Origin of the sequence: Streptomyces actinomycinicus (assembly GCF_016741775.1) — a bacterium.
Classification (GTDB): Bacteria; Actinomycetota; Actinomycetes; order Streptomycetales; family Streptomycetaceae; genus Streptomyces; species Streptomyces actinomycinicus.
Map to the genome: position 1 here is coordinate 1 of NZ_JAERRK010000039.1, position 26,968 is coordinate 26,968.

At 69.1% G+C, this 26,968-nt stretch carries 25 protein-coding genes and 1 pseudogene; 15 read left to right on the forward strand and 11 right to left on the reverse strand.

Annotated features, from left to right (window positions below; all coding sequences use genetic code 11):
* The first annotated feature begins 576 nt into the window (after positions 1–576).
* Positions 577–1,453, forward strand: a protein-coding gene (locus JK359_RS37790) for an IS5 family transposase (RefSeq protein ID WP_372445529.1) whose coding sequence is annotated in 2 segments (ribosomal slippage) — positions 577–851 and positions 850–1,453 — 879 coding nt in all. Because the reading frame shifts where the segments join, the coding sequence is not laid out codon by codon here.
* A 33-nt stretch (positions 1,454–1,486) separates the two neighbouring features.
* On the opposite strand, the gene JK359_RS37795 is transcribed toward JK359_RS37790, so the two are convergent.
* From JK359_RS37795 to JK359_RS37805, 3 genes are all read right to left on the reverse strand, one after another.
* Positions 1,487–1,699 carry a DUF4287 domain-containing protein gene (locus JK359_RS37795; protein WP_201844167.1) on the reverse strand — a complete coding sequence of 71 codons (213 nt, stop codon included), beginning with the start codon at positions 1,697–1,699 and terminating at the stop codon, positions 1,487–1,489.
* A 62-nt stretch (positions 1,700–1,761) separates the two neighbouring features.
* Positions 1,762–2,334 carry a dihydrofolate reductase family protein gene (locus JK359_RS37800; protein WP_201844168.1) on the reverse strand — a complete coding sequence of 191 codons (573 nt, stop codon included), beginning with the start codon at positions 2,332–2,334 and terminating at the stop codon, positions 1,762–1,764.
* Positions 2,335–2,492: 158 nt separating this feature from the next.
* Positions 2,493–3,053 (reverse strand): dihydrofolate reductase family protein, encoded by a 561-nt coding sequence (locus JK359_RS37805; protein ID WP_201844169.1) that lies wholly within the window; start codon positions 3,051–3,053, stop codon positions 2,493–2,495.
* A 131-nt stretch (positions 3,054–3,184) separates the two neighbouring features.
* Here JK359_RS37805 and JK359_RS37810 point away from each other — a divergent pair, with 131 nt between their 5' ends.
* On the forward strand, positions 3,185–3,856 hold the full coding sequence (locus JK359_RS37810; protein ID WP_236679090.1) for a TetR/AcrR family transcriptional regulator: 672 nt from the start codon (positions 3,185–3,187) through the stop codon (positions 3,854–3,856).
* 122 nt (positions 3,857–3,978) lie between these two features.
* Here the strand turns inward: JK359_RS37810 and JK359_RS37815 are convergent.
* A pseudogene (locus JK359_RS37815) lies at positions 3,979–4,577 on the reverse strand (transposase family protein); the annotation flags it as partial.
* 89 nt (positions 4,578–4,666) lie between these two features.
* On the opposite strand from JK359_RS37815, the gene JK359_RS37820 reads away from it, so the two are divergent.
* Positions 4,667–5,032 carry a hypothetical protein gene (locus JK359_RS37820; protein ID WP_201844170.1) on the forward strand — a complete coding sequence of 122 codons (366 nt, stop codon included), beginning with the start codon at positions 4,667–4,669 and terminating at the stop codon, positions 5,030–5,032.
* A gap of 517 nt (positions 5,033–5,549) precedes the next feature.
* Here the strand turns inward: JK359_RS37820 and JK359_RS37825 are convergent.
* The gene (locus tag JK359_RS37825) at positions 5,550–6,212 is read right to left on the reverse strand and encodes a DUF4097 family beta strand repeat-containing protein (RefSeq protein WP_201844171.1); all 663 of its coding nucleotides are present in this window, start codon (positions 6,210–6,212) and stop codon (positions 5,550–5,552) included.
* A 252-nt stretch (positions 6,213–6,464) separates the two neighbouring features.
* Between JK359_RS37825 and JK359_RS37830 the strand changes: the two genes are divergently transcribed.
* Positions 6,465–7,205 carry a GbsR/MarR family transcriptional regulator gene (locus tag JK359_RS37830; RefSeq protein ID WP_201844172.1) on the forward strand — a complete coding sequence of 247 codons (741 nt, stop codon included), beginning with the start codon at positions 6,465–6,467 and terminating at the stop codon, positions 7,203–7,205.
* Positions 7,206–7,320: 115 nt separating this feature from the next.
* On the opposite strand, the gene tpg is transcribed toward JK359_RS37830, so the two are convergent.
* The 4 genes from tpg to JK359_RS37850 all read right to left on the reverse strand — a co-directional run bounded on the left by tpg (position 7,321) and on the right by JK359_RS37850 (position 11,416).
* Positions 7,321–7,878, reverse strand: coding sequence for a telomere-protecting terminal protein Tpg (gene tpg / locus JK359_RS37835; RefSeq protein WP_201844173.1), 558 nt, complete (start codon positions 7,876–7,878; stop codon positions 7,321–7,323).
* A 6-nt stretch (positions 7,879–7,884) separates the two neighbouring features.
* Entirely contained in the window at positions 7,885–10,206 is a 2,322-nt protein-coding gene (gene tap, locus JK359_RS37840; RefSeq protein ID WP_307788457.1) for a telomere-associated protein Tap, read from the reverse strand.
* Between the two features lie 446 nt (positions 10,207–10,652).
* Positions 10,653–10,964, reverse strand: coding sequence for a replication initiation protein, RepL2 (locus tag JK359_RS37845; RefSeq protein WP_201844193.1), 312 nt, complete (start codon positions 10,962–10,964; stop codon positions 10,653–10,655).
* On the reverse strand, positions 10,964–11,416 hold the full coding sequence (locus JK359_RS37850) for a MarR family transcriptional regulator (protein WP_201844176.1): 453 nt from the start codon (positions 11,414–11,416) through the stop codon (positions 10,964–10,966). The genes JK359_RS37845 and JK359_RS37850 overlap by 1 nt, the downstream gene beginning before the upstream one ends.
* Positions 11,417–12,337: 921 nt before the next feature.
* On the opposite strand from JK359_RS37850, the gene JK359_RS37855 reads away from it, so the two are divergent.
* From JK359_RS37855 to JK359_RS37890, 8 genes are all read left to right on the forward strand, one after another.
* Entirely contained in the window at positions 12,338–13,603 is a 1,266-nt protein-coding gene (locus tag JK359_RS37855) for a ParA family protein (RefSeq protein WP_201844177.1), read from the forward strand.
* Complete coding sequence (locus JK359_RS37860) at positions 13,600–14,841, forward strand: ParB/RepB/Spo0J family partition protein (protein ID WP_201844178.1); 1,242 nt, start codon at positions 13,600–13,602, stop codon at positions 14,839–14,841. Before JK359_RS37855 ends, JK359_RS37860 begins: the two co-directional genes overlap by 4 nt.
* Positions 14,842–14,988: 147 nt before the next feature.
* Positions 14,989–15,372: a DoxX family protein gene (locus JK359_RS37865; RefSeq protein WP_201844179.1), complete on the forward strand. Its 384-nt coding sequence runs from the start codon at positions 14,989–14,991 to the stop codon at positions 15,370–15,372.
* Between the two features lie 629 nt (positions 15,373–16,001).
* A complete protein-coding gene (locus tag JK359_RS37870) occupies positions 16,002–17,027 on the forward strand; it encodes a bifunctional DNA primase/polymerase (protein WP_201844195.1) in 1,026 nt (341 codons plus the stop codon).
* A gap of 476 nt (positions 17,028–17,503) precedes the next feature.
* Complete coding sequence (locus JK359_RS37875; RefSeq protein WP_307788460.1) at positions 17,504–18,910, forward strand: DNA primase family protein; 1,407 nt, start codon at positions 17,504–17,506, stop codon at positions 18,908–18,910.
* A gap of 238 nt (positions 18,911–19,148) precedes the next feature.
* Entirely contained in the window at positions 19,149–19,538 is a 390-nt protein-coding gene (locus tag JK359_RS37880; protein WP_201844180.1) for a DUF6009 family protein, read from the forward strand.
* A gap of 717 nt (positions 19,539–20,255) precedes the next feature.
* Positions 20,256–21,749, forward strand: coding sequence for a DNA primase family protein (locus JK359_RS37885; protein ID WP_201844181.1), 1,494 nt, complete (start codon positions 20,256–20,258; stop codon positions 21,747–21,749).
* Complete coding sequence (locus JK359_RS37890) at positions 21,746–22,147, forward strand: DUF6009 family protein (protein WP_201844182.1); 402 nt, start codon at positions 21,746–21,748, stop codon at positions 22,145–22,147. Before JK359_RS37885 ends, JK359_RS37890 begins: the two co-directional genes overlap by 4 nt.
* A gap of 217 nt (positions 22,148–22,364) precedes the next feature.
* Here JK359_RS37890 and JK359_RS37895 read toward each other — a convergent pair whose 3' ends face one another.
* On the reverse strand, positions 22,365–23,132 hold the full coding sequence (locus tag JK359_RS37895) for an SDR family oxidoreductase (protein ID WP_307788458.1): 768 nt from the start codon (positions 23,130–23,132) through the stop codon (positions 22,365–22,367).
* Positions 23,133–23,266: 134 nt separating this feature from the next.
* Here JK359_RS37895 and JK359_RS37900 point away from each other — a divergent pair, with 134 nt between their 5' ends.
* A complete protein-coding gene (locus JK359_RS37900; protein WP_307788459.1) occupies positions 23,267–23,992 on the forward strand; it encodes an HAD family hydrolase in 726 nt (241 codons plus the stop codon).
* Between the two features lie 339 nt (positions 23,993–24,331).
* Positions 24,332–24,976 (forward strand): ScbR family autoregulator-binding transcription factor, encoded by a 645-nt coding sequence (locus JK359_RS37905; protein WP_201844186.1) that lies wholly within the window; start codon positions 24,332–24,334, stop codon positions 24,974–24,976.
* A gap of 221 nt (positions 24,977–25,197) precedes the next feature.
* On the opposite strand, the gene JK359_RS37910 is transcribed toward JK359_RS37905, so the two are convergent.
* Entirely contained in the window at positions 25,198–26,187 is a 990-nt protein-coding gene (locus JK359_RS37910) for a ScbA/BarX family gamma-butyrolactone biosynthesis protein (RefSeq protein ID WP_201844187.1), read from the reverse strand.
* Between the two features lie 373 nt (positions 26,188–26,560).
* Between JK359_RS37910 and JK359_RS37915 the strand changes: the two genes are divergently transcribed.
* Positions 26,561–26,740, forward strand: coding sequence for an acyl-CoA carboxylase subunit epsilon (locus JK359_RS37915; RefSeq protein ID WP_236679092.1), 180 nt, complete (start codon positions 26,561–26,563; stop codon positions 26,738–26,740).
* Positions 26,741–26,968: the final 228 nt, after the last annotated feature.

Genomic DNA, 26,968 nt, shown 5'->3' on the forward strand with positions numbered 1-26,968 from the left:
TGCGCGGAGCGGGTCCCTTCGGGCTGCGCCCGAAGCCAGCGAACCCCCGCGCTGCGCGCGGGGGTTGCGCTCCCGCTCCGCGTGAGCGCCAGCGCCTCGCTGTGCTCCCCGCACAATCTTCTGGGCTTCGCCCAGAAGATTGACGCTCCCTCCGCTGCGCTACGGGAGCGAGGCTGCTACGCAGCCAAGACAGCGCCGCTGCGCGGCTCAAGACAAAGCCGCTGCGCGGCCTGCCCGGACTTCGCCCGGGACGGTTCTCCGCTGCGCTACGAACCGCTGAAACTCGCGCGCTGCGCGAGAGGGGCTGGCAGCGAGAATGCCTCTGTCCTTGTGGGGGCGGAGGGTGACAGGTAGTACCGAGATGGAGGGCTGAACTGAGTTACTTACACCTGGGAGTGACAGAGAGCCAGGTACCTATCGGGGAATCCGCCATGGGTGAAGTCGCGGGTGATGGGCCTTGGAGGTTTGGAATGCTTCACTTTGATATCCAGATAGCCTATGGACTCAGATGGCAGCACCACTAGGGCCTGTCTGACGGTTCAGTGACGGTCGGGAGATCAAGTCGTTCTGGTCGATGTGGGGCGGGGTGATCTGCGAGATGACGAGTGGGCTCGGCTGGAGCCGCACCTGCCCCAGAGCGTGGGCCGGGGTGGGCGGTGGAAGTGTCACCGTCGTGTGATCAACGGGATTTTGTTCCGTCTGCGGACTGGTATCCCGTGGCGGGATCTTCCGCCCCGGTTCGGGAAATGGCAGACGGTCTACTCCCGCCATCGCAGGTGGGCGGCGGACGGCACCTGGGAGAAGATCTTGCGCGCCGTCCAGGCAGCCGCAGACCCGGCGGATCGGTTGGTCCCTGGTGAGCGTGGACTCCACGGTCTGCCGGGCTCATCAGCATGCGGCAGGGGCCCAGAAGCGCGCCCCACGATTTCCTGGCCTACGCCGCCCACCGGCTCAGCACCGCCCGGATGAGGCACTGGGGCGCTCCCGGGGCGGCTTGTCCTGCAAGATTCACCTGGCGAGCGAAGGCGGACGGCGTCCCCTGGCGTTCCTCCTGACCCCTGGGCAGTGGGGTGATGCCCCGCAGATGGTCGAGGTCTTGGAGCGCGTCCGCGTTCCCCGCCCGGGTGGTGGCCGTGCGCGTACTCGGCCGGACCGCTTGTGCGCGGACCGGGCCTACAGCTCACGCCGCAACCGCCGCTACCTGCGTCGGCGGCAGATCAAGCACACCATTCGCGAGCCGAAGAACCAGCGGGCGAACCGCCGGCGTCGCGGCAGTGCGGGCGGCCGGCCCTGCGGGTTTGACCGGCCGGCCTACCGCCGCAGAAACGAGGTTGAGCACACGATCTTGGCACTCAAGGGGTTCCGGGCCGTGGCCACCCGATACGAGAAGCGGGCGTACGTCTTTCACGGCACTGTCGCCGTTGCGGCGATCCGGCTCTGGCTTCGGAGCTGACCGCCGCGCCCCCCGCGGTCTTCGGGGTGAGGTTCACTTGCCGCTTGACTCGGCGAGGGTGTGGGCGACCAGGGCGTTGGCGTGGCCGTGGCCCAGGCCGTGTTCGGTCTTGAGCCAGCCGACGAGTTCCATGTGCTTGGTCAACGGCGAGGTGCGGATGAGGTCCTTCCAATCGGCGATCGGGCGGCCGTACTTCTTCTCAATGGAGGGGAAGTAGCTGGCAGGGCCTTTGACTGCGGCGGTCATGTCGGGGTTCCGTCCTTCCATTCGTGTGCTGCCGGTGACGTACTTCGAGTGCGGGAGTGCTGTCAGCGGATGACGTCGAAGACGTTCTTCTGCAGGCCGTTGGTGTACGCCTCGTGCTCGACCAGCTTCAGCTTCTGGGTGTCCTTGTCGGTGGTGCTGAACAGCCGCTTGCCCGCGCCGAGCAGAAGCGGGAAGACGAGGAGGTGGTAGCGGTCGATCAGGCCGGCGTCCGAGAGGCTCTGGTTGAGCGAGGCGCTGCCGTGGACGATGATCGGGCCGCCCTCGGTCTCCTTCAGCGCGGCGACCTCGTCGAGGGAGCGCAGGATGGTGGTCTCGCCCCAGTTGGACACCAGGTCGCCCTCGGTGAGGGTGGTGGAGACGACGTACTTCGGCATCACCTTGTAGTCGGTGAAGTCCGCCATGTCCGGCCACACCGGGCTGAACGCCTCGTAGCTGACCCGGCCCATCAGCATCGCGGTGGCTTCCTTCTGCTCCCGGCCCTTGATCTCGAACGCCTCGGGAAGGAACTCCGTGTGCTTGAAGGTCCATCCGGAGTTCCGGTAACCGGGCTCACCGCCCGGGGCCTCCACGACGCCGTCGAGCGAGATGAACGCAGTGCTGATCAGGGTGCGCATATTCAGGTTCCTCGGTATCTCATGCCCGGATCCATGCCGGTGCGGTGGGTACGCGCTTCGATCCACTCGCTTGTGCGGTGTACCGACTGTGTTCTCTGACTGCTGAGCGAAAAGAAGCTCATCGCTCGTTGCCCGGCCGCCGGGCAGTGTGAAACGGCCTAGTTGATCCGTTCATGACGGAGGAGGACCACTTGGGAGTCGAAGGTCCTGGACTCGGCCAGCGTCAGATCGAACCGCTGCTGCGGGGTGGTGAAGACAGGCTTGCCGCCGCCGAGGACGACGGGATGGACGAAGATCTGGTACTCGTCGATCAGCCGGTGCTCGGTCAGGAATCCGGCCAGCGCGGAGCCGCCGAACAGCAGCAGGTGCGCACCGCTCTCCTTGAGGGCGGTCAGCTGCTCGATGACGTCGGTGTTGATGACCCGGGTGTTCCAGTCGGCCTCGGTCAGCGTCGAGGAGACGACGACCTTGGGCGCCTTGCGCCAGACGGGGGCGAACGCGAGGTCGTGCTCGTGGGTGGAGAACTCCTCGGCGCGGGGCCAGAACCCGGACATCATGTCCCACGCCACGCGGCCGTACAGGAAGATGTCGGCGCTGTCGGTAAGGGCCTGCGAATAAGCGGACAGTTCGCCGTCCATGCAGGGCCAGTCGAACTCCCCGTTGGGGCCCTCGATGAAGCCGTCCAGTGACTGGTGCACGAAGTGCGTGATCTTGCCCATGAGTAGTGGGTCCCCCTGGCGACAGGCGTCGGGACGGCCGTCGACCGCCCTTGTGTACAATGTCCACATTCGCAGAGTGCGACAATCCGCACCCCCGAGTGATCATGTCAGAGCCTAGACGACTTAAGTGGATGCTGTCCACATTGGAGGTGGCGGCCATGGCGGCGGCCGAGAACCCACAGCCCAAACGGGATACCTACCGCCACGGCGACCTGCGTAACGCCCTGATCGAGGCCGCCCTCGAACTCGCCCGCCAGGGCGGCCCGGAGGCCGTCGTGCTGCGTGCCGCCACCCGGCAGGCCGGGGTCGTCCCCAACGCCGCCTACCGCCACTTCGCCGACCGTGACGCTCTGCTGCACGCCGTCTCCCAGGCGGCCATGGCCCAGGTCGCCCGCACCATGGAGGCTGAGCAGGCCGCCGTGTCGCCGACCGAGGACCCGGTGGCCGGAGCCCGGGCCCGATTCCGTGCCGTCGGCACCGGCTACCTCCGCTACGCCCAGGAGGAACCCGGCCTGTTCCGCGCCGCCTTCCACGTCCCCGGCGACATGAGCCACGCCGCCGATGACACCGCCGCGGGCGCCACCGGCAAGACCCCCTTCGAGCTGCTCGGTGAGGCCCTCGACGGCCTCGTGGATGCCGGTCTCCTGGCCGAGGACCGGCGCCCCGGAGCCGAGTTCCTCGCTTGGTCCGCCGTCCACGGGCTCGCCGTTCTCCTCATCGACGGCCCCCTGCGCGGCCTCCACCCCACCCAGGCCCACGATGCCGGCCAGCACGTCATCGACATGATCGAACGCGGCATCTGACGCCACCAGGCGCGGCAGACACCCTCAACATCCTCGACCCGTAAGACAGGCTCTAAGAGCTGTCCTGTAAATGATCTAAGAGTCGCGTTTGGCATGGTGAGCCGCCGTGCGGCCGCTGGGCTATCCGGCAGGGAGAGCTTGTGCAACCGTGCGATGCCGAGCATGGTGTGGTCGACACCATCGCCCTTCAAGCGGCAGTCTCGGAGGATCTTCCAGGTCTTCATACGGGCGAAGACGTGCTCGACCCGGGACCGGACCTGCTTGTGGGACTTGTTGTGCTCGTCTTTTCCAGGGTGGGATTTCGGCCTGGCCGCGATTGCGACGGTGAGGGATGACGAGTTCGGTACCCGGGTAGCCGCCGTCGGCGATCGTGAGGGTCTTGCCGACCGCGGCCTTGGCACCGGACTCCTCCCACGCCTTTGATGTCGAGACCCCGAACAGCTGGGGCGAGCTGCCGCATGGTGAGGTTCGGGCGCCAGTATGACGCGACCAGCAGGGCCCGGTCCTCCAGCGGAAGGCTCCACGGCCGGCCCTTGCGGACCGCGTCCGCGTCCGCGCCTGCGCCTGCGCCTGCGCCTGCGCCTGCGCCTGCGCCTGCGCCTGCGCCTGCGCCTGCGCCTGCGTGACGCAACACCGTCACCAGCTTCCCGAAGGCACGCGGGCTCAGCCCGGAGAACGGGACTATCCAGGACGGCTCCGACGCCGTGTTCACACCAGTCACATCGAGATCATCTCGTCCATGCGACCACTTCTTCAGAGAGCCACCGGAGGCGCTCGCTGGCCGCTCTCCTGAGCTGCGACACTCTGCGTGTGAGCTATACCGCGACCGACCAGCTGTCCTCCGCCGAACGCGCCTTTATGATCAACGCCACCGAGATAGACATCCTCCCCGGTGTCTGGGGCGATCTCGACGAGCCGCTGCGCTCAGGCCCTGCCTCCGCTCTTGTCCCGATCCTCCTTCCCCTCGTCGACAAAGGGTGGATCGAAGTGTGCCGGCTCGTTCCCTGGACAGCGCCGAACGGCTCGCTCGGTGAGCAGCCCGGTCCCCCCATCCCCAGGCAGGACCTCCCCGCAGTTCTGGCGGACGCAGAGAACTGGGAGTACCCGCGATCCGGTACGTGGCTGGGGTGCCTCACGCTGACCCTCACCGAAGCGGGACAGAGCATCCCCCGCTGACACGCAGTCACAACAACACCCCTCCGTTCTCTGCAAGGTCCTCCCTGACTGCCGCTTCAACGGCGAAGGCGTTCACCACCACGTGCTCAGCATGGCTCTCCTGCACGACCTCACCCACGCCGAATGGGGCGCAGCGTCACTGGTCGAGCTTCATGCCGTAGAGCATTTACGGGACAGCTGTTACGGATTCCTGGGCTGGTGCGCCCACTTTGAAAAGCCGTCAGCGGCGCGATTCGTTCCTTCCACTACGCGAGGAGTCACGAGTGGGGGAGCTGATGACCTGAGCTAGAGACGGTAGCTCAGGTATCAGAAAGCTGAAATTCAGGCGTGTGGAGGTACCGGAGCCGCTCGGCCGTCGGGCCGGCGGAGCCCTCGGTGACCCCCAGCACGCCCGCCTGGCTGTTGCTTGTCTCGTCACGGTCGGCACTACCCGAGGCTCAAAGCCGCTGGTCTCGAAGGGGGATCGGCAGCGGGTGCAGCGCGGGTTGAGGGGGTGCGGGCTGAATTCTTGGCTGTGTCAGAGGCTGCGGGCGGTGATGTCGCCCTGGGAGGTCGTGGCGCGGATTTCGAGGTCGGTGGTGCCGTTGTTCCTGAGGGCGTTGCTGACGCGGCCGTATTCGGTACGGGCGTCCAAGGCGGCCGAGACATCGGCGGCGGCGGTCACCGAGATGTTCCCGGACTGGGTGTGCACCACGACCGTGCCGCTCATTGCCTCCGCGATCCGGATGTCGCCCCTCGCGGTGCTGATCTCCGCGGCCCCGCCCAGTCGGCCGATCTCGACGTCACCGTCGACCGCGGTGAGACGCACGGTCGCAGCCTCGTCCAGCTTGATCTGACGGTACGCGCCCTCGAAGGCCACCTCTCCCAGCCGGCCGACGGTGCGCAGCTCCGCACTGGCCGTTCGGGCCTCGACGCGGGAACCGGAGGGCAGTTCGACCTTCACCTCGACGGATCCGGTGGGACCGAAGTGCTGGTTCTTCGCCGTGTTCGTGATCCGCAGGACCCCATCGGCGTACTCGACCGTGGTGTGTTCCACCGCCTTCACATCGCGTCCCTTCGTCGCGTCCGCAGGCACGACTTCCACCGTGGTGTCGGCCCTGTCTGCAGCGATGAACTGGACGCGTCCCGCGGGGATTTCCAGGACGGTCTGGATCGGGGCGGGGGTGTCGAACTTCTGCATGGTGCTCTCCCTCACACTTGCGGCTCGCTGTTTCCTGATGATGGAAACACTACGTTGCTTTCCATCTTGCAGCAATCACATCTTTGCGTAGGTAGACCGTTAGTGCAGGTCAGACTCGGTTAATCATTGCAACGCACTTCGAATTAATGCAACGCAAGGAAGGTGAGCGTTGCAATGCTGTGGCAGTGAACGCTAAGATGAAGGCATCGAGACAGCACTCACCACACGTGTGAGACACGAAAGGGATCCGTGATGCCGGGAGGCAGGCTCAGTCAGCAAGAGCGCCATCAGATCGCGGCAGGACTGGCCGACGGCCTGGCCTACGCCGAGATCGCCCGGCGTCTCGACCGTCCGACCTCCACCATCACCCGCGAGGTGATGCGCAATGGCGGTCCCACCACCTACCGCCCCGACCTGGCCCACCGCGCCACCCAACAGCGGACTCACCGGCGCAGGCAGACGGCGCCGAACGAGCCCCAGGCACTCCCCCAGCCCTACGGGCGCGACGCCGAAGCCGTACGCGACTACCAGGAAACACTCACGACCGTCCTCATGACCTCCGGCCTGCCCAAGATGATGGCCCGCGTACTGGGCTGTCTCTACACCACAGACGCCGGCAGCCTCACCGCCTCCGAACTCGCCCAGCGCCTCCAGGTCAGCCCCGCGTCCATCTCGAAGGCCATCACCTTCCTCGAGGGCCTCGACCTCGTCCGCCGCACACGCGACGAACGCCGCCGCGAGCGCTATGTCGTCGACGACGACCTCTGGTACCAGTCCATGATCCGCAGCGCCCGCGCCAACGACCAGTTCATCGAAACCGCACGCCAAGGCGTCGCCGTCCTCGGCCGCGACACACCCGCCGCCACCCGGCTCGAAAACGCCGCCCGCTTCCTCGACTTCGTCAGCGAAGGCCTCATCCGCGCCGCGGAACAAGGCCGCGAGGTCCTTCACAGCAAGGCCCAGGCCGCCTCCCCGGCCACCCCTGAGAACTGACCGTGGCGCAGCACGCCGTCGTCAGCTCACGGTCGGCACCACGTGCGCGTCGGGGGATGCGGAAGTTCTGCATTCCGTCGTCCGGACGTCTCAAGCCGGCATACGACGAGCGTGCTCACAGCTCGATCTCGATCTGTTCCACGTCGGTGAACTCGACACCCAGGCCCTGCGCCCGGGTGTCGTTGGCGCGGAAGTACATCTGCGCGAGGCCCTCGGCGGCGATCTGCTGGAGCTGGCGCTCGGTGGCGCCCTGCTCCCGGGCGGTGAAGAGCCGGTCGGCGTAGACGGGCGGGAGGGCCTGGGTGATGTCGCGGATCCGGGCGTCGTCGGTGGTGCCCGGTGCGGCGGTGAACCCGAAGCGGGCGCGAGTGGAGACGACCAGGCCGTCCGTGGACGCCGCCTTCTGCCTTGCTCGGGCCCGCACTTGCGGCTGCCACCGCTTCTTGACCTCACGCTCCATGCGCATGGCGAGGTCCCGGCGGGGCCGCTTGAGCTGTCCCTTCACGTACCGCTCGACTGTGCGCTGCGACACCCCCAGCAACTCCGCGACCGGCCTGGTGCCCTTGAGCTGTTTGACCAGGTACTTCATCTGAGCCTGGGCGCTCTTGGGGATGGGCCGGGTGAAGGCCCCTTCCAGCGCACGGTCCAGGCCGTCCCCGACCGAGTCCGCCATGATCTGTTACTCCCCCTCTCCTGCTGTCGGGTCGTTCTTGATCAGGTTGGAGACGTTGAACACGCCGCCGTGCTCCTCGAACTGCTCCTCGGCCCACAGAACCGTCTTTGTGCCCTGGTGCTTCACCATCCCCGGTGAGATGCCGAGCCGGAACGTGCCCGGCACCGGCTTGCCCTCGGGTGTGAACGGCAGGACGTCCAGCGGGGACGGGCCGGGCGAGGGGTAGACGATGGCGTCGGTGCCGATCGCGACCGGGTACAGGCCGGCTGCCGCGGCGGTCTTCATCAGCTTGCGGTGCAGGCCGATCCGCTGGTTGGCGAGCACGGCAGCCCGGATGTCGGGGCGCCACGTCTCCCTCGCGAGCGCCGGCCACGGCTCGTAGTACGGCACCTGGCCCCGGTTGCGCTGGCGCAGTTTGCCGATGCCGCCCTTCGCGGTCGCCTTGATCGCGCCCGCCAGCAGCGCCATCGTCGGGTCGACGTGCTTGGAGCGGGCCATCGCCTGCAAGAACTCGGCACCGCCCATGTCGGTGGTGACGCCGAGGTCGGCCATCGTCTCGACGTACGCGTCGCGCAGCCGCTTGTACCAGCCGTCCAGGTAGCGGGCCGTGCGCGTGCGCACGTACGCCTCGATCGGCGCGACCTCGAAGCCCAGTTCCAGCGCGTAGGCGAGGGTGGGCGTGGCGTACCAGGCCGGGCCGGTGGGGCGGTCGCCCTTCGGAGTGAACGGGCTCGGGAGTCGGTCGCCGTCGACCGTACGGCCGCCGACGTCCACGCGGGACAGGTCCACATGGCTCAGGTCGACCAGCCACGAGCCGGGCAGCGACGCGTCGAACTCCGGGTTGCCGGTCAGGTGGGTCGGCCCGTTCAGGCCGACGGTGAGCCCGTTGGCGGCCGCGGCGAACGACATGTTGATGTCGACCGCGACCAGGAACTGGTTCATGCATTCCTCGTCGGTCAGCGGCCGGCACCAGTCGTAGGGCTCCTCCATCAGCATCTCGGCCGGCGTGCGCAGGTGGTGCCGGGGGAACTTGCCCTTCAGCAGCGGATGTTCGTCCGGGACCTCGCACTCCACCACGTCGTACACCGCGGTGAGCGCGTCGTCGTTGAAGGCCTGCTTGTACTCGCCGGTGGCCTCGTCCTTCTCCGCACGGGTCGGCGGGCGCAGCGCGACCATCAGTTCCAGGCCCGTGACCGCCGTGGTGCCGCGCGGCGTCATGACCCGCTGGGCGTACGCGCCCAGGTAGCGGGCGAGGTCGGCCGGGTGCATGCCCGGCAGCTGCGGTTCGTCCTTCCGGTCCCACTCGCGCACGTCCAGGGCATTCCAGGCCGGGATGCACAGTTGGACGCAGTTGCGCCTGGAGCCCTCGGCCGGGCGGTAGATCCGCGCCCACGGCCCGAAGCCGCGCCGGGTCAGCTGCCAGTCTGCCCTGGCGAGCTGCTTGACCGCCTTGTGGCTGTCCGGGAGCCGTCCGGCGCGCCGCTCCTCCTCCGACAGGGCGACGGGCAGGCCGTAGCGCTCGAGCGCGGCCGGGGTCAGGACCAGGACCGGGTCGGCGTCACGGCCGTTGCGGTGCAGGCGCGCTTGCCCGAGCCGGGCCTCGGTCAGCGTCCACTCGATCAGCGCGGGCAGGGACTTGGCGGGCACGTCCAGGACCAGACCGCCGACACAGTACGCGAGGACCTGGCCACCGCCGTCCGCGTCCGTGTCGATCACGGCGAGCGGGCCGTTCTCGAACCGCCGGTCGGCAGCCGCCGGCGCGGCAGGCCGCCTGGTCTCCTTCGGGGGACTCGGGCGTTGGGAGGGCCGGGTGGGCCGAGTGGTGGGGCGGGTGATGGGCCGTGCGGTGGGTGCATGACGGACAGCGGGGGCCGGCGCAGTCGGCGCTTCGACCGCCGGGGCAGGGACCGGCGCGGGCCCGCCGAACGCCTTCGGCACCAGCGCCTCCGCCGGAGCCGGTTCGGCGTCGGCGGCCGGTTCGGTTTCGGGGGTGGGTGGGGCGTTTGAGGCGGGCTCGGCGCGGAGGCCGGGTCCGGTCTCGGAGGCGGGCCCGGTGTCCGGTTCGGTGTGGGGGGCGGGGAACCGCGCGGCGAGGCCTTCCAGCAGCCGGGCGTAGGCAGCCCGCTTCGGTGGCCGCGGCTCGGTCTTACCCGCTTCCCAGTTACCTACTGCTTCGCGGCGGGTGTTCAGGGCTTTGGCCACTTGGTCCTGGCTCAGGCCGGCCGCTTCGCGCAGCCGCTTGCGTTCGACGGGCGCGGGGAGATCGTCCTGGGCGACTTGCTCGAGGAGAGCGTCGACCGCGTCGAAGAGTGCATTCTCACTGGGCACAGAGTTCACCTCCCGAAACAACCTACACCAACCGCACATTGGATCGCGCATTCGAACGCTCATGGAGTCGCGAAGTCGGTTCGGTTGCCTGGGGGGATCGGGCGCGCTTGGTCAGCAGCGAGGGAGGGCGGCCGTGACCCTCGGTGAGGGCTGCCGCAGCTCCCTCGGTGGATCGTCCGTATAGCTGCCGTACAGCGCCGCTGTGGTCCGATGCCGGCACGAGCACCGGCATCGGACCGACTTGCTGCCGACCGGTCCGATGCGCACCACGCGTACCCTCCACTCCGGAATGGCGCTGGTCTGACGGTGGCACGACGTCAACCAGGCCGGCGGGCAGGTGAGGGCAGGGTGCAGAAGGGTCGGCCTTCTGCACCAGAGGTCAAGCGGAACGTTCCTGGGAGCGTGCCTCATGTACCTGACGTCAATGAGGTCCGCTCCTCGGGACGTCAGGTCGCGCGGCGCAGCGGGACCACGACCTTCTCGCCCATGCGCCTGGGGTCCAGGCGGTAGTACTTGATGTGCCCGATGCGTTCGGTCTCCTCGAGCCAGCCGGCCTCGATGACCTGCTTGCGGGTGCGGGAGAAGACCGGCGGTGCCATGCCGACGAGTTTGGCCAGGTTGGCCGCGGTCTCCAGGACCGCGCCGGACCGGTCGGTCGGGTGCAGGGCGTAGAGCATGACGACGAGACGCTGGTTGGCGCTCATGCCGGCCGTCTTCTCGAGCAGGTCGAGATTCTTCTGCTTGTCACCGTTACTGATCACTGGACCTCCCACCGTGCAGGAAGATTGTCGTCGAATCCGGGAATGTCCGGCGGGTTGCACGTCTTGACGGCTTTGCGCTGCTCGATCCCGGTGCCGTGAAAGGCGATGTAGGGGCTGATTCGGTAGAGGTTGTAGCTGCCGATGCGTCCTCGGACGATGAGGATGCGGTGTTTGGTCAGCTTCCGGTTGATCTTTCCCACGGCATCGGTGGACATACCCACTCGTTTGGCGATGTCCGCACCTGTGGCTCTCAGCGGCTCCATGCCCTCGGGTGACACTCCGATCCACCATAGGACGAGGAACTTCTGACTGGGCGTGAACGCCCTGGACTCGCTGATCGCCTCGACGCGCGCCTTGTCCACCTGCGTATGCCTGCCTGAGAAGGCGTACGGCGCATAGGGGATCGGCTCGCCCGTGTCGGCGTCGATCAGCTTGCGTACTGCTCCCAACGGACCCTCCGTGCAAGGGGGGGTTGATGCGTTCGTGGTACATGAGGGACGGCGCTGAGGCCGACCAAATGAACCTAACGTACATGAGCAGGAAGTCAATCAGGTCTGCTCGTCAGCCGTGTCGCGTGCCGTCCCGTTCAGCGTCCGCGCCAGGTGAACTGGGGCATTTCGGCGATGGAGACATGTACTCCACGTCAATCTACCCAGTTCCTAGGAACTGCCTGGCAGTTCCTAGGAACTGGGTCTCCCCAGGCATTCCTGCAGGTCAGACGGCATCTGGCGGCTGCGCTCTCTTTACTCAGGAACAGGTCCGTCGTGGTTGCCCTCCATACGCTGTGGATCTGCCCTCCGGAACGCGCACACCGGAGCCCCCGGACATGTGCCCGGCTGCCACCGGGAGGCGACGGCGGACCGGTGCGGGAGGGACGGTGCGTCCGCCGGGTGCCTGCCTCCGCCACACGAACCCTCCGCTTCCCGGCGCGCACGGTCCGCGCCACGACGATGCGGATGCGCGCCGGGAAGTGGAGGGGCAGCGGGGTCCAGGGGCCGGCGAAGGCCCCTGGTACCACGCTGCCAAGCCACCCGGGGGAGGGCGAACTTGGCGCAAGGTCCCGTCACGACGTGCCGTGTCCGCCCGGTGGGGGGCGGCCCGCACCCGAGGTCCGGTCGGCACCCGGCAGGAGACGCCGCCCGCGGCCGGCTCCGGCCAGCGGTCGCGGGTGATTACGGCGTAATCACTCCCGGGGCGGTCGGCTCAGGACCTGCCGGCTGAGGGCCTGGTGATTACGACGTAATCACCTCGTGGCTCGGTCGGGGCCCCTGCAGACTCCCGGGGCCCTGTGGCTCTCTGACGCCTCGAGAATGACTCATAGCTAACGTGTCGGGCTCACAAACGATCAGGAACGTTAGTATGGTGCCTCCATGAGTTCTCCAGCCTCCTCCAGCGACCGCGAGAAGGTCGTCTCCAAACTGCCGGGATGGCTCCGGCAGAACCTCAAAGTCAGGGCCGCCCAGCACGGCATCGACATCCAGACCGCGGTCGAGCAGGGCATCAGGGACTGGTGCAGCCTGGCCTCCACCGGGCAGCCCGTCGACACCTCCGGTGCCGACTCCTTCTCGACCTTCCTGCCTCCGGGGCAGTGGGACGACTTCCGGCAGAGCGCGACCGACCGACGGGTGTCGCTCATCCAGGGCCTCGCCCAGTCCGTCCAGTTGTGGCTGGACGCCAACCCGGCCCCCGACGTGGAGCGGCCGGAGATCACCCGTCGCGTCATCGTCTGCAACCAGAAGGGCGGGGTCGGCAAGACGGCGATCACGGCGGGTCTGGGGGAAGCGCTGGCGGAGGACTCCGACGCCCTGCACCCGGTCCGCGTGGCGAAGGCACTCACCAAGGCCCTGCGGGCGAGTGAGAGCGAGGCGGGCGAGACGGAGCCGGTGGAAGACCCGCTCGACATCGAGAACCTGCCCGGGCCGGGGCTGAAGGTGTTGCTGGTCGACTTCGACCCGCAGTGCCACCTCACCAACCAACTGGGCGCCACCCCGCTGCCCATGAGCGGTGACAGCCTCACCAACCATATGGCGGGCGACCCCAAGGGAGACCTGCGCGACCTCATCGTCTCCATCGACGAGGAGGCCTTCGGCGGCCGGCTGCACCTGCTGCCCGCCTGCAACGACGCCTTCCTGCTCGACGTGCGGCTCTCCGCGGTGCGGGCCAGGGAAGCGGCTCTGGAGCGGGCGCTGGCCCCGCTCGAGGGTGATTACGACGTAATCATCGTCGACTGTCCGCCGAGCCTCGGTCTGAGCATGGACGCCGCCGCGTACTACGGCCGCAGGCGCGACGGGGAGCGTGCGGGGCAGTCGGGCGCGCTGATCGTCGTACAGGCCGAGGACAGTTCGGCGGACGCCTACGAGCTGCTGACCACCCAGATCGACGACCTGCGCGGGGACCTCCAGGTCGACATCGACTACCTGGGCATCGTCGTGAACCTCTACGACTCCCGGCGCGGTTACATCGCCACCTCTTCCCTCCAGGGGTGGGTCGACATAAAGGATCCGCGGGTCGTCGGTCTCATCGGTGACCTCAAGGAGCAGAAGGAAGCCGTCCGGGTGAAGCGGCCGCTGCTGTCGTACGCGCCGAAGTCCCAGCAGGCGGTGGGCATGCGTGCACTGGCGCGGGAGGTGCTGTGAGCAAGGCCGACAAGCTGGGAACCGGCCGCTTCGGCGGTGCGGTGCGCCCGGTCAGTGCCCGCCGCCAGGCCGTGGCCGCCGCGACCGGGGTGCCCACCGAGGGCGTCGCGGCCCCCTCGGAGCTTCCCGTCCACCGCATCAGCCCCAACCCCGACAACCCGCGCTCCACCCTGGGTGACCTGACCGACCTCGCCGGCAGCCTGAGGACGCACGGGCAGAAGCAGGCGATCACCGTCATGAACCGTGACGCCTACCTCAAGGCCAACCCCGGCCAGGAAAGCGCCCTCGAGGCGGACACCACCCATGTCGTCGTCGACGGCAGCAGTCGCCTCGCCGCCGCCCGCGAGGCGGGACTGGCCACCATCAAGGTGATGGTCAGCGACGACCAGGGGGCCACGTCCGAGGAACTGCTCGAGTCGGCGCTCGTCGCCAACATCCATCGACAGGACCTCGAGGAGATCGACGAAGCCCGCGCGCTGCAGCGGCTGCTGGCCATCCACGGCAGTCAGCGGACCCTGGCCAGGCGCCTGCACCGCTCCCAGGGCTGGGTGTCGCAGCGCCTGGCCCTGCTCGGCCTGACGCCCGAACTCCAGGCGCGCATCGGGCAGGAGCCCATCGACCTGCTGCGTGCGGTCGGCAACAAGCCTGCCGAGCAGCAGGAGGCGGCCTTGGCGGAGCTGAAGGCCGAGCGGGCCCGGCGGGAGGCGGAGGACAGGGCGGGTACGGCGGGCTCGCCGCGGGGCGAGGGTGATTACGCCGTAATCACCCCCCGGGCCGGAGCGGACGGGGAGACCGCTGGTGATTACGGCGTAATCACCAGCCCCGTCGGGGACGGCGCGGGGACCGCGGAGGGCGGGAGTCGTGCGCAGACTCCACAGACCGCGCCGTCCCCGCAGATCCCACAGAGCGCCGAAGCCGGGCGGGGTTCGGAAACCGGCGAGCCTCTGGAGGCCGGTGAGACGGCCGCGGGCGGGGCTTCCGAGGCGATCCCCGAACTCCGGGTCCACGAGACCTCGGCGGCGGGGGAGAAGACCGGCCTCCCGGAACAACGGCTGCGCAAGCTGCCCTACGACGAGCCCGGTTCGCTCGCGATGCTGCTGGACACGAAGATCACATCGGACGAGACCTTCTTCGATCTGCTGCGCTTCCTCGGCCGGAAGGGCCTGGAGCGGGATGCGGACCGGCTCGTCGCCCTGGCCCGGTCCCTGGCCGAACAGGCGACGACGCGGGACCAGTGACCGGTTCGCGCGCCCCGGTCCTCCGCCGCACGGCGGGCAGCGGACCCGGGGCGCGCGTCGGCGTGCCGCATACGAGTGTTCGGACATGTCTGCCCGGGGTTGCCGCCTGTTGTACGGGGCGCAGGCAATCCGATCAAGGAGCAGATCATGAACCTCGCGCTGTGGATCGCTGCCGGGCTGCTGGCAGCGGTGGCCCTGACCGGTGGTGTCAGTAAAACGTTCGTGCCCAAGGAGAGACTGGCCCTGGTCCACGGCGGCGGTTGGACGGCGGATGCCAGTGCCGGCTTCGTGAAGACCTTGGGTGTGCTCGAACTGCTGGCTGTGGCAGGGCTGATCCTGCCTGCCGCGCTGGGCATCGCCCCGGTCGTCGTTCCGGTGACCGCTGTCTGCTGGGTCCTGCTGATGGTCGGAGCGATGATCACACACGGACGGCGCGGTGAGGTCTCGCTCGTGATGCTGAATCTGGTCTACCTCGCACTCGCCGTGTTCATCGTGTGGGGCCGCTTCGGACCCGAGGCCTTCACCGACTGACCAGGAACCGGGTCTCTGGGGGCGCCTGGGGGAGGGACCGGAACACAGTGTCTGGACGTGGTTCGGTCCCTGGGCCTCAGTCCCTGGAAAAGCCGCAGGTCAGAGCGATGTCAGTGGCCAGGCAGGGACTGTAGGGACTCAACTTCCCAGTTATAAGCCTTTAGCGTGCGCACGCGTATGCACGCGTGCGTATAGTCAGCTTAATAAACATAACTAGCTCATAATTGGCGCTTTGAGTCCCTTCAGTCCCTGGAGGGGGCTTGATTGGCCCTCTGACCTGCGTAAACACCCAGGGACTGAACAGAGGGTCCGAAGCAGGGACTGAAGCGTTTGGTCCCTCGCCCGCCCCTCGCCGGGTCACTCGAGCCGGGCTCAAGAGGCGCTAGGAGCGGGGGCGCTGATCCCCCGCCACGCGGGAAAGCTGTTCCCCCTGCGGCGAGCCTGGGTCCTAGAGTGTTTCGAAATACAGTCCCTACAGTCCCTCCGATACCTCGCTCCAGCAGACGAAACCCCGCTGACTGGTCGACAGGGCCGGCGGGATCGGAAACCGGCAGAAGGACGGACGCTTGCCCGGCCCCGCTGTGACGAGAGAGTCCGCCGCCCCAGTGCGGCCCGCGTCCCCCCATGCGGTGGCCCGCTGGTGCGCGGAGCAGGCCTGGCCGGTTCACCCCCTGGCGCCGGGCCGTAAGACGCCGGTGGCGAACTGCCCCAGCTGCAGGGAGCGGGCGCACCAGCCCGCCGACTGCGCCTGCCTGCCCGTCGGCCGTCCGTGCCACGGGTTCCATGCCGCGACCACCGACGTGAGGCTCATCGACAGCTGGTGGTCGCACACTCCGGCCCGGGGTGTCGGCATCGCGTGCGGGGGAGCGAACCTGGTCGTCATCGACGTGGACGCGCACAGTGCGCCGGTCCCGGACCGCAACCGGCTGCTTCCCGGCATTCCCATCCACGACTCCGTGAACCTGCGGGGCCTCGCGTCCGGCTTCGACACCCTCGCGCTCCTCGCCGCGCTGCGCGGGCAGCCCAGCCCGGCCGAGGACACCGGCACCCTGCGCGTGCGCACCCCTTCCGGGGGCCTGCACATCTGGTACCGCGGTCTGGGGTCCACCGGACGCCTGCGCTGTTCCACCGGGTCCAGCACCAAGGTGGCACTGGCCTGGCAGGTCGACGTGCGGGCCGAAGGCGGCTACATCGTCGCCCCCGGCACCCGTACCGCCCAGGGCACTTACCGGGCCGAGGGGCCGGCCCGGCTGCCCGCCCCGCTGCCGGAGTGGCTCGGTGAGGAACTCGTACGGACCGGTCACGCGATCCGGCCCCGGTCGGCCTTCCGTCCCCCAGCCGCCGCCCTGCGGGCCCCACGGACGGGCGCCCCCACCGGGGGCGGGCACCGGGTCCTCGAGCCGCTGCTGGCGGACGTCGCCGCGTGCGCCGGCACCCCCGAGGGCGCGGCCTTCACCGAGAAGCTCAACAAGGCGGCCTACACCGCCGGCGGGCTCGCCGCCGCCGGGCACCTGGACGAGGACGACGTGCGCGCACTGCTCCGGGCGGCCGCCGACAGCGCGCGGCCCCGCCAGCGGACCCGCAACGAACGCGTCATCGACGACGGCCTCGCCGCAGGGTCGGCCCGCCCGCTTCACCTCAAAGGACGTTCATGAGCAGCGCCGAGACCCCGCGCTTCGACGCCAGCGCCGCCGCTCGGCAGATGCTGGACCTCGACCGGGCGACCGCCCGCGCGGCGGCCCTGCCGGCGCAGGCACAGGCGTCCCCGGCCGGGCAGCCGTCGGGTGATTACGCCGTAATCACCTCCCCGCAGCAGCAGCCGCTGCCCCAGTCGCCTCCGGCAGGTCAGCCGTCAGGTGATTACGGCGTAATCACCTCCGCTCAACCGCAGCAGCAGCCGCTGCCGCTGCCGCAGTCGCCCCCGGGCGGTCAGCCCACGGGTGATTACGGCGTAATCACCTCCACTCAGTCCCCTCTGCCCCCGTCGGCCCGGGAGGGCCGGGCGGCAGGTGATTACGGCGTAATCACTTCCTCACAGCCGCAGCGGTCCCCGGGTGTGCAGTCGCCGGGTGATTACGCCGTAATCACCGGAGGTGCCGGGGCAGCGGGCCCTGGGGGTGATTACGCCGTAATCACCCCGGCGTTGTCCGTGCCGCTGCCCAGCAGCCTGAGTGACCGTGGGAACGCCAAGCTGTTCGTCGAGCTCTACCGGGACCAGTTCCGTCACGTCGAGGGCCTGGGCTGGTACGCCTGGGACGGTTACCGGTGGAAGCGAGCCGGGGGAGAGAAGGCCGCTCTGTGGGCGGCGGGGGAGATGGCCGAGCAACTGCCGGACAGCGACCCACGGGGACTGTTCAACGACCGCGAGCTGCACCGGCACAAGAGGCGGACCCTGTCCACCACCGGTATGAAGGCCCTCCTCACCCAGGCGAAGGCCTCCCCGCACCTCTCCGTCGACCCCGACACCCTCGACGGTGACCCGTACGCGCTGTGCACGCCGGCCGGGATCGTCGACCTCAACACCGGCCTGCTGCGCAAGCCCGATCCCACGCGGGACTTCCACTCCCGTGCCACCAGCGTCGCTCCCCAGCACGGCGAGACGCCCCGCTGGCACCGGTTCCTCGCCGACACCTTCGGGGACGACGCCGAGGGCCGGGAGATGATCGACTTCCTGCATCTGCTGCTGGGGTACTCCATCACCGGCGACGTCGGCGCCCAGGTGCTGCCGTTCCTCCACGGCCACGGCAAGAACGGCAAGAGCGTCCTGCTCGACACCATGATCCAGATCCTGGGCGACTACGCGGACGCGGCGCCGCCCGGCTTCCTCATGGACCGGGGAGCCTTCTCCGAGCACTCCACCGAACTCACCGAACTGCACGGGCGCCGGCTCATCGTGTGCAGTGAGCTGAAGCCGAACGACAAGTTCGACGAGGCCCGGGTGCGGCTGCTGACCGGTGGCGACAAGATCAAGGCGCGCCGCATGCGGCAGGACTACTTCTCCTTCACCCCGACCCACCACCTGTGGCTGCTGGGCAACCACCGGCCCGAAGTCACCACGGGCGGCTTCGCGTTCTGGCGCCGCATCCGCCTGCTGCCCTTCGAGCGCACGGTGCCCGAGCACCGCAAGATCGACAACCTGGCCTTCGAACTCGTCCGGGACGAAGGGCCGGGCATCCTGCAGTGGCTCATCGACGGCGCCTGCCGCTACCTCACCACCCGCGACAGCCTCGAGGGCCCTGACCGGGTGCGGATCGCCACCACCGCCTACGCCAACACCGAGGACCACATCGGCCGGTTCCTCACCGAGTGCTGCACCCGCGACCTCGAGGCCCAGCCCGACCTGCGCGTCGAACAGGGCCTGCTCTACACCGCGTACGTCGCCTGGTGCAGCGCCGGTGAGGGGATCCGCCCCGCCGGTGCCCGGGCCTTCGCCACACGGGTACGGCAGGAAGTCGGCCTCGCCTCACCAGCCGACATGATCAAATCCAACGGCCGCAAGTACTACCCCCGCCTCGCCCTGCTGGACACGCACTCATGAACCCACCCGCAGTACAGCCCCCCGAGCCGGCCGAGGGTGATTACGGCGTAATCACCCTCGGCGTAATCAGCCTCGGCCCCCGCAGGCGCAGGCGCTCCCAGGACGCCCCGGCGCCCCTACCGGCTTCCCGCCGTCAGGCCTACGATCGAGCGGCAGCGCCTGGCTGCACAGCGGACGGCCGGCCCCGCTTCGGAGCGGCCCGCCGTCCAGCCCGGCACACACAGGAGGAGCGGCGGCCATGAGCTCGCTACTGACCGAGGGCGATCTCACGCACGAGGCACACGTGGTGTGGCTGGAGGACCCGGACAACCTCGACTACGTCCGGCAGGCCCTCGACAAGACCCCCCGTCGCCGTAACAAGCCCCGCTACGCCCGTGACGGCCGCATGGTCGGCTACGCCGAACTGGACGACCACGCCGAGGCGGACCCGGACAGCGGCCTGTACCGCCGCCGTGTCTTCTTCCTCCTCCCGCACGACCGCGACACCCGGCCCGACGGCCTGTACCAGGAAGGCGCACCCGGAGAGGCCGTCGATCCCCGCACCGTCGACGTCAGGAAGGTCGGCGAGAAAACCCCCCGCTCCCAGCGGGGGCCCGCCGCGGTGGCGGGCACGCAGGCTTCCCGTTAAGGCTCCAGCGTTCCCGGGTGAGGGCTCCGGGGCTTCCCCTTAGCTCTTCTCAGATCTTCAGGAGCCTGCTGCCAGGCCCCCCCGGGGGGCTTCTCGCCGGGGCGCGACTGGAAGGGCGCTGCAGAGCCGCTCGAGGCCTCCCGGGCCCGGGCCTGAGGGGTGCCATCGCCCTTCGGTCGCTTTTCGGTCGCTGCGACCGAGCGGTCCGAGGGACAGCGACGGAAGAACAGCGACCCGCGACAGCCTCGGTCGCTGCCGGTCTCGAAGAAGAAAACGCAGGTCAGAGCGGGTAGTTGAGCAAGATAGCGACCGAAGCGACCCAAGGGTCGGGTATATGAGTGCATAGCGTGTGCGTGTGTGCGTCATAGATAGGGACCTTGAGTCGCTTCAGTCGCTATCCCGTCCTCACATACGCAGTGACCTGCAATGTTGTCCGGTGAGTGGGCCGGACCGGGCGTGGGCTCCGGTCGCTGGCCCGTTTTCGCGTACAAGCGGCGGAGCGGTCAGGGCGTCGAAAATTCTTTCCCACAGGCCACTTTGCCGCGCTCAGGCTTCGCTACTCTGTGTCGGTCGCTCAGTCGCTTCGGTCGCTGACGGGGGGTTGCGCATGGCTCCTGAGCTGCGGGCCTCACTCGACCCTGCCCGCGATCGCGGACCTCTGGCAGGCCACGGCGGTCCCGTGCGCACGGCACGGCCGGGGCGCGGGGGAGGCCGGCGATGACCACCGACGAGCAGGCCCTCTTCCGCTTCGACGCCCAGGCCGCCGCCGCACAGATCCTCGCCCAGCCCGTTCCCCCGCCCGCCCTGCGGGAGGCCGGCGGCGCGGCCACGGCCGAGGGCCTCCTGCCCGACACGCTCAGCGACCGGGGCAACGCCAAGCTCTTCGTCAAGTTCTACTCCGACCGGTACCGGCACGTTCCCGGGCTCGGCTGGTACCGGTGGGACGGCACCCGCTGGCAGATCGACGAGGACGAGACCGTGCTGTGGGCGGCCGGGGACCTCGCGGAGTCCATCGCCACCACCGATCCGAACGGTGTGCACAGCACCGCCGCGTTGCAGCAGCACCGCCGCCGGGCACTGAGCACCAACGGCATCAACGCGCTGCTCACCCAGGCGAGATCCGCACCGGGCATGGTGCTCAACGCCGCGCAGCTCGACGCCGACCCCTACGCGCTGTGCACACCGGCCGGGGTCGTCGACCTCACCACCGGCCGGCTCCACCGCCCCGAGCCGAACCGGGACTTCCACTCCCGTTCCACCACCGTGGCCCCGGAGCCGATGCCGACGCCCCGCTGGGACCGGTTCCTCGCCGACACCTTCGGGGACGACACCGAGGGCCGGGAGATGACCGGGTTCCTGCATCTGCTGCTGGGCTACTCCATCACCGGCGACGTCGGCGCCCAGGTGCTGCCGTTCCTGTTCGGTTCCGGCAAGAACGGCAAGTCGGTACTGCTGGACGTGGTGATGAAGCTGATCGGTGACTACGCCGACGCCGCACCGCCCGGCTTCCTGATGGCCCGCCCCTACGAGGGCCACCCCACCGACCTCGCCGAGCTGCACGGGCGCCGGGTCATCGTGTGCAACGAGGTCAAGCCGGGCGACCGTTTCGACGAGGCCAGGGTCAAGCTGCTGACCGGCGGGGACCGGATCAAGGCCCGCCGGATGCGGCAGGACTTCTTCAGCTTCCGGCCCACGCACAAGCTCTGGCTCCTGGGCAATCACCGGCCCGAAGTGGGCACCGGCGGCTTCGCGTTCTGGCGGCGGATGCGGCTGATCCCGTTCGAGCGTGTCGTCTCCGACGACCGCAAGATCGACAACCTGGCCGACATCCTTGTCAACGAGGAGGGCCCCGGCATCCTCAACTGGCTGATCACGGGTGCACGCCGCTATCTCTCGGGGGAGAAGCAGCTGACCGGGCCGGAGCGGGTGCGGATCGCCACGAACGCCTATGCCGAGACCGAGGACTACACCGGGCGGTTCCTCAGCGAGAGCTGCCGGATGGAGCCCGATATGAGAGCGGAACAAGCCAGGCTCTACGCGGCATACAAGACGTGGTGTCAGAATGAGGGGGCCCAGGCGGTGTCGTCCCGGGCGTTCGCGGCACGGGTTCGCGAGGTGGTGGGGCTCGCGTCGCCCAAGGAGATGGTCCTGTCCAACCAGCGCAAGTACTACCCGGGCATCGGACTGGTCGCCGACGAGGAGACAGCATGAGTGCCCTCATCGCAGAGGACGAGATCGTCCACGAGGTCGACTTCGTCTGGCTCGAGGACATCGGCAAGCTGGACTATGTGCGCCAGAGCCTCGACCGGCTGCCGACCCGGCGCAGCCGGCCCGCCTACCACCGGGACGGCCGGATGGTGGGCTACGCGCTGCTCGGGCCCGAGGCCAAGCCCTCCCGTTCCTCGGGCACGTTCCGCCGCCGCGTGTTCTGGCTGCTCCCTCACGACCGTGACACCGACCCCGACGGGCTCTACGCCACCGGGGCGCCCGCGGAGGCCGTGGACCCACGCACGCTCGCCCCGGGCACCAAGGGACGCAAGACGGAGCGTTCAGGAGGCGGGCCGGCGTCGTCCGCCGACCAACGGCTGGGCCTCACGCTGCCCCTGTGACCCGGCGGACGCCCCCGGCCCCAGCGTTGGCGCCGGGGCCGCGGCCTGAGGTGATTACGCCGTAATCACCCACCGGGTGGCGCAGGGAGCGGGGGCGTGGCCATCGGCCGGGCGGTGCGGGTGATTACGGCGTAATCACCCGCGGGGTGGTGCGGGGCCCGGGTGCGGCCACCGGTCCCGTGGTGCGGGTGATTACGGCGTAATCACCCGCCGGGCGCTACAAGCCCGTTCCGCCGGAGGCGTCGATGCACTGGCCGGTCACCCAGCGGGAGTCCGCAGAGGCGAGGAAGGCGACGACGTCCGCGATGTCGGAAGGCCGGCCCATCCTGCCGAACACCGAGTACGCGGCGTGCTCGGCCTCCGCCTCGGGCGTGGCCCAGCGGCTTCGGTTCAGGTCCGTCATGACGAATCCCGGTGCCACGGTGTTCACCGTGATCTCCCGGGGCCCCAGTTCCTTGGCCAGCGTGCGGGTGAGGGCCTCCAGGGCGCCCTTCGCCATGGAGTAGGCGAGCGAGGACGGCAGGGCGACCCGGGTGGCCGCGGAGCTGATGTTGACGATGCGGCCACCCTCCCGCAGCCGCGACAACCCGGCCTGCACCAGGAACAGCGGCGCCCTGGCGTGGACGGCCATGAGCCGGTCGAAGTCCTGCCCGGTCACCTCGGCGACTGTGCCCCGCACGTTGAAGCCGGCGTTGTTGACCAGGATGTCCAGCGTGGCCGGCTCGCCCAGTTCACGCAGGCCGGTGTCGAGCCGGTCGTAGACCGTCCGGACGTCGTCGGGCACGCCGAGCGGGCCGTGCAGCGGGAAGGCGCGGCCGCCGTCCTCGGTGATCAGTGCGACGGTCTCGCGGGCCGAGGACTCATCGCTGCCGTAGTGCACGGCGACGAGCGCGCCGTCCGCCGCCAGCCGGCGGGCGATGGCACGGCCGATGCCCCGCCCCGCACCGGTGACCAGCGCCGTTCTGCCCGTCAGCCGTCCTGTCAACGTGCCCATGGTTCCCCCCAGTTGTGAGCGCACCGGCAACTCGCGCGACGAGCATACGCTGTTGTAAAAACCGCTCACCCGGTTTAGTCTTCCTGCGACATTCGTGCGCGGCTCGAGGTTAGGCAGGTTCAGCTGTGGCCTTACGGCATCTGCGTCTGATCGCGGTCAACATCGACGGCGTCTTGCTGAACGACACCTTCAGCCCGGTCATCCACCGGATGGTGGTGCGCAACGGAGGCGTCTACACCGCCGAGCTGGAGCGGGCGGTGCTGTCGCAGCCGCAGCTGCGGGCGGCGGCGGCGCTGGGAGTGCCCGGGTCGCCGCAGGAAGTGGTGGACGCGTACTTCCGGGAGCGCAGCGCCTATCTCGCGGACCATCCGGTCCGGGTCCTGGACGGGGCCGGCGCGCTCCTGCGTCGCCTGCGGGGCACCAGTGCGCAGCTGGTCTGTTACGGCGGTCTCGGGCGCAGCCACTTCGACGAGCACCTGGCCCCGTACGTCCGGTACTTCGACGGGCCGCGTTACGTGTGCACCGACGCCTTCCGGCCCGGTGTCCGGGAGATCGCCGAGGACGTCTTCGGGCTCCGCCGGGACCAGGTGCTGTTCATCGACGACGTGGCCCGCGTGGCCGAGACCGCCCGGGAGCTGGGGGCGGCCTTCATCGGGCACCCGACCTCCTTCCGGCACAGCTTCCAGCGGCAGTTGATGCGCCAGGCCGGGGTGCGGCACATGGTGGGCTCGCTGGACGACATCGACGAGGCACTGGTACGCACCGTGGACACGGAAGCCGCCGAAGGCCGCCTGTGGACCGCCGGGACGGTGGTCGCCGCGGGCTCCGGGCCGGTCACGGCCGGCGCCTGAGTGAACCGGAGCAGTACAGAGGGAATACGCAAAACCAGCACGATGGATGGTTTCTGAGTCGGTGGAGGGTTCCGACGGGGATGGCCGTGCCGACTCAGGTCTAGGACGTCGTTACTTCGGGTAGATCCAGCGAGTCCGGCCTGACCAGCAGGGTTTCGCTCGGCCGAGGTGCCGGGCGCGGGGAACCACCACGAGGCGTGGGCAAACAAGGGGGGTCTCGGGTCTGTCCTTTGCCCGAGCTTGAGGATAAGGTACCTCCTGGACGGTTTGTTTGTTCTGTGCTCTGGTGTGGGTCTCCGGCTCGCGCGGCTCGGGCGCGGTTCAGGAAAGGGAGGTCCAGTGGCCCAGCAGGAACGTGCGGTCAGGACCCGTCGCGCCGTACTCGAGGCTGCAGCGACAGTGTTCGCGGAACACGGGTACACGGCGGCGACGGTCGCCGACATTCTCAAGACCGCCGGGGTGACCAAGGGCGCCCTGTACTTTCACTTCGACTCCAAGGAAGCCCTCGCCAAGGGCGTGCTCGAACTCCAGACGGACATGGCGCTCCCCGAGCAGGAGATCAAGCTGCAGGAGCTGATCGACGTCGCGATGTCGGTGGCGCACCGGCTGGTGCACGAGCCCCTGCTGCGGGCCGGCGCCCGGCTCTCGGCGGACCCCATGGGCCGCCGCCACTACGGCAGCGCCTGGCCGCTGTGGGTCGACGTGCTCACCGACATCCTGACCGTTGCCCACCAGCGCGGGGAGACCCTGGCGCACGTCGTGCCGCGCGAGGTCGCCGAGCTGGTGGTCAGCTCCTTCAACGGGGTGCAGCTGTACGCCCAGTTGGAGACCGACCTGGAAGATGTGGAGTACCGCGTCTCGGTGCTGCTCAAGCATCTGCTGCCGTCCATCGCCTCGGCCCCGGTCCTGATGCGCCTGGACGTGGCCCCGGACCGTGGGGCCCGCATCCTGCGCGAAGCGGTTCAGGTGCCGGTTCCGGCCTGAGGCTCACCACAGCGACCACAGCAACCGCAGCGCGCCGGTGTCACCGGCGCGCTGCGCAGGCATGACGTGGCACGGGCGGCACCGGAAGCGACTGAAGCGACTCAAGGCCGGGGTCTCCTCGAGTCGCTGTCGACCGCTTGCGCGGTACCGCTGAACCGGGTGGGTGCCCGACCGGTGTACGGGTTCGGCGTGCGGCGGCCACGGACCGGGCGCCGCACCCCTCATGCCGTGCCCGGTGCCACCGCGACGGTCGAGGTGAAGACCACGGCGCCGTCCTGACGCCCCGTCACGATCACGCGCTCCCTGCCCCGTGCACACGGGGGCAGGGCACACACCTCGATCAGGCACGGGGCGTTCAGTTCCACGTAGCGGGTGAACTCGCTGGTGATGCCCACCGGCAGGCAGTCACGCCCCAGGAATGCGATGGTGGCCTGGCGGGCGGCCTCCAGCAGCACCATGCCCGGCACATGGTCGACGGGGTGGTCGAAGAGCACCGGGTGGCGGGTGTCCACGCGCAGCTGCCAGCAGTCGGGCGCCGGCGTGGGGGACAGCACGACGTTCACGGGCGACAGACGGCCGACGTGCTGCGGTGCCACCGGGCTCGTCAGCGGGATCGGCGCCGCTCCGGTGCCGATCCGGGCCGCCCGGAGGCGCTCGTAGACGGCCGGAGAGGCACAGGTGAAGGTCGCCGACGCGGTCCCGGCCGGCCGGCCGTCGCGGTGGATGACGGCGTCGAAGTGGAGCCCCGCGAGGTTCTTGCCACGGCGCCTGATGTTCGAGCAGGCCATCCGGACGTCCACGGAGGCCGGCGCGGCACCGATGCGCAGCTGGTCGGTCTCGAGATCGACCGAGAGGTCCCACATCAGGAAGTTGTGGCCGAGCGGGACCCCGAACTCCGTGTGAGCGACCAGCAGTCCGGCCTGACGGATCGTTTCGGCGACCAGCAGCGGGTCGTGGTAGCCGTCGAGGGTGGCGAAGAAGCCGTGCAGGCGAGGCCACTGGGCGCTCACCGTGAAGTGCTGTTCGTCCAGGCGCTCCCAGTCGGTCAGCATCACCTCGGCGATGCTGGCGCGATGGACGAACTCCTTCGGGACCGTGGTGGTGAAGGACGTGTGACGAGGCTCGGCGAGCCACTCCAGAGTGCTGAGGCCGCTCTTCGCGTAGCCGACGGAAGGCGTGGCGGACTCGACACGGAACGTGCTCACAGACATGCCTGTTCCCCCTGAGCGTCGTTGGCGTGTGGGTAAGGGCTTCGCTGGCCACCGAAGATACATACCAACCGGTTTACTTTCTAGCGGTAGGAGGGACTCCGCCCCTACAACTTCTGGAGCGGCTGCTTCCAAATCGGGTTTCGGAAAGGAGTGCGGCAGCCCTCCTCACGGCCGGCTGCGGGCGGTCCCGGCCGGTTGGACCTCGCACGACGCCGTTGGCCGGGTACAGCCCCCCTGTGGGGTTCGTCGTCCGGCTCCCGACTGTCGTCGGAGTGCGTCCCGAGCGGGCCCTCGAGCGATTCCTCAGCACCTCTCGAGTCGCCTGATCAACCATGGCCAAGGCTGTGAGAGGGGGAAACGCCCTATGGAAAGCATGGAAACCGTACTTCGGGTGGAGCGCGGCCAGGCCGATGACGAGGAGCTGGCCGCCATCGCGGTGGTGCTGCTCGCCCTGCGGGCCGGCGAGCCGGAGGAGCCCGAGCAGCCGCCGTCGCCTGGCTGGAACTGGTGGGAGCGGCCGAGCGGCTACGCGTCTCCCGACAGCTGGCGGTGAGCCGACCGCCGCTCGAGGCGTCCTCCACCCCGGCAAAAGCTGACCGCAGATGCGGTTTGCATTTCCTTCGATCGAACCGAGGCGTGATCTCCTCGGTCTCAGAAAGGGACCAGAGATGGCGATGACGACTGCCCCGGCGCCGACCGTGACAGGGTCGGGCGACATACGCGGTCACGTGGCGGAGCTGCATGCGATCCGTGCGCAGGCCGCGGCCGGGCCGAGTGAGAG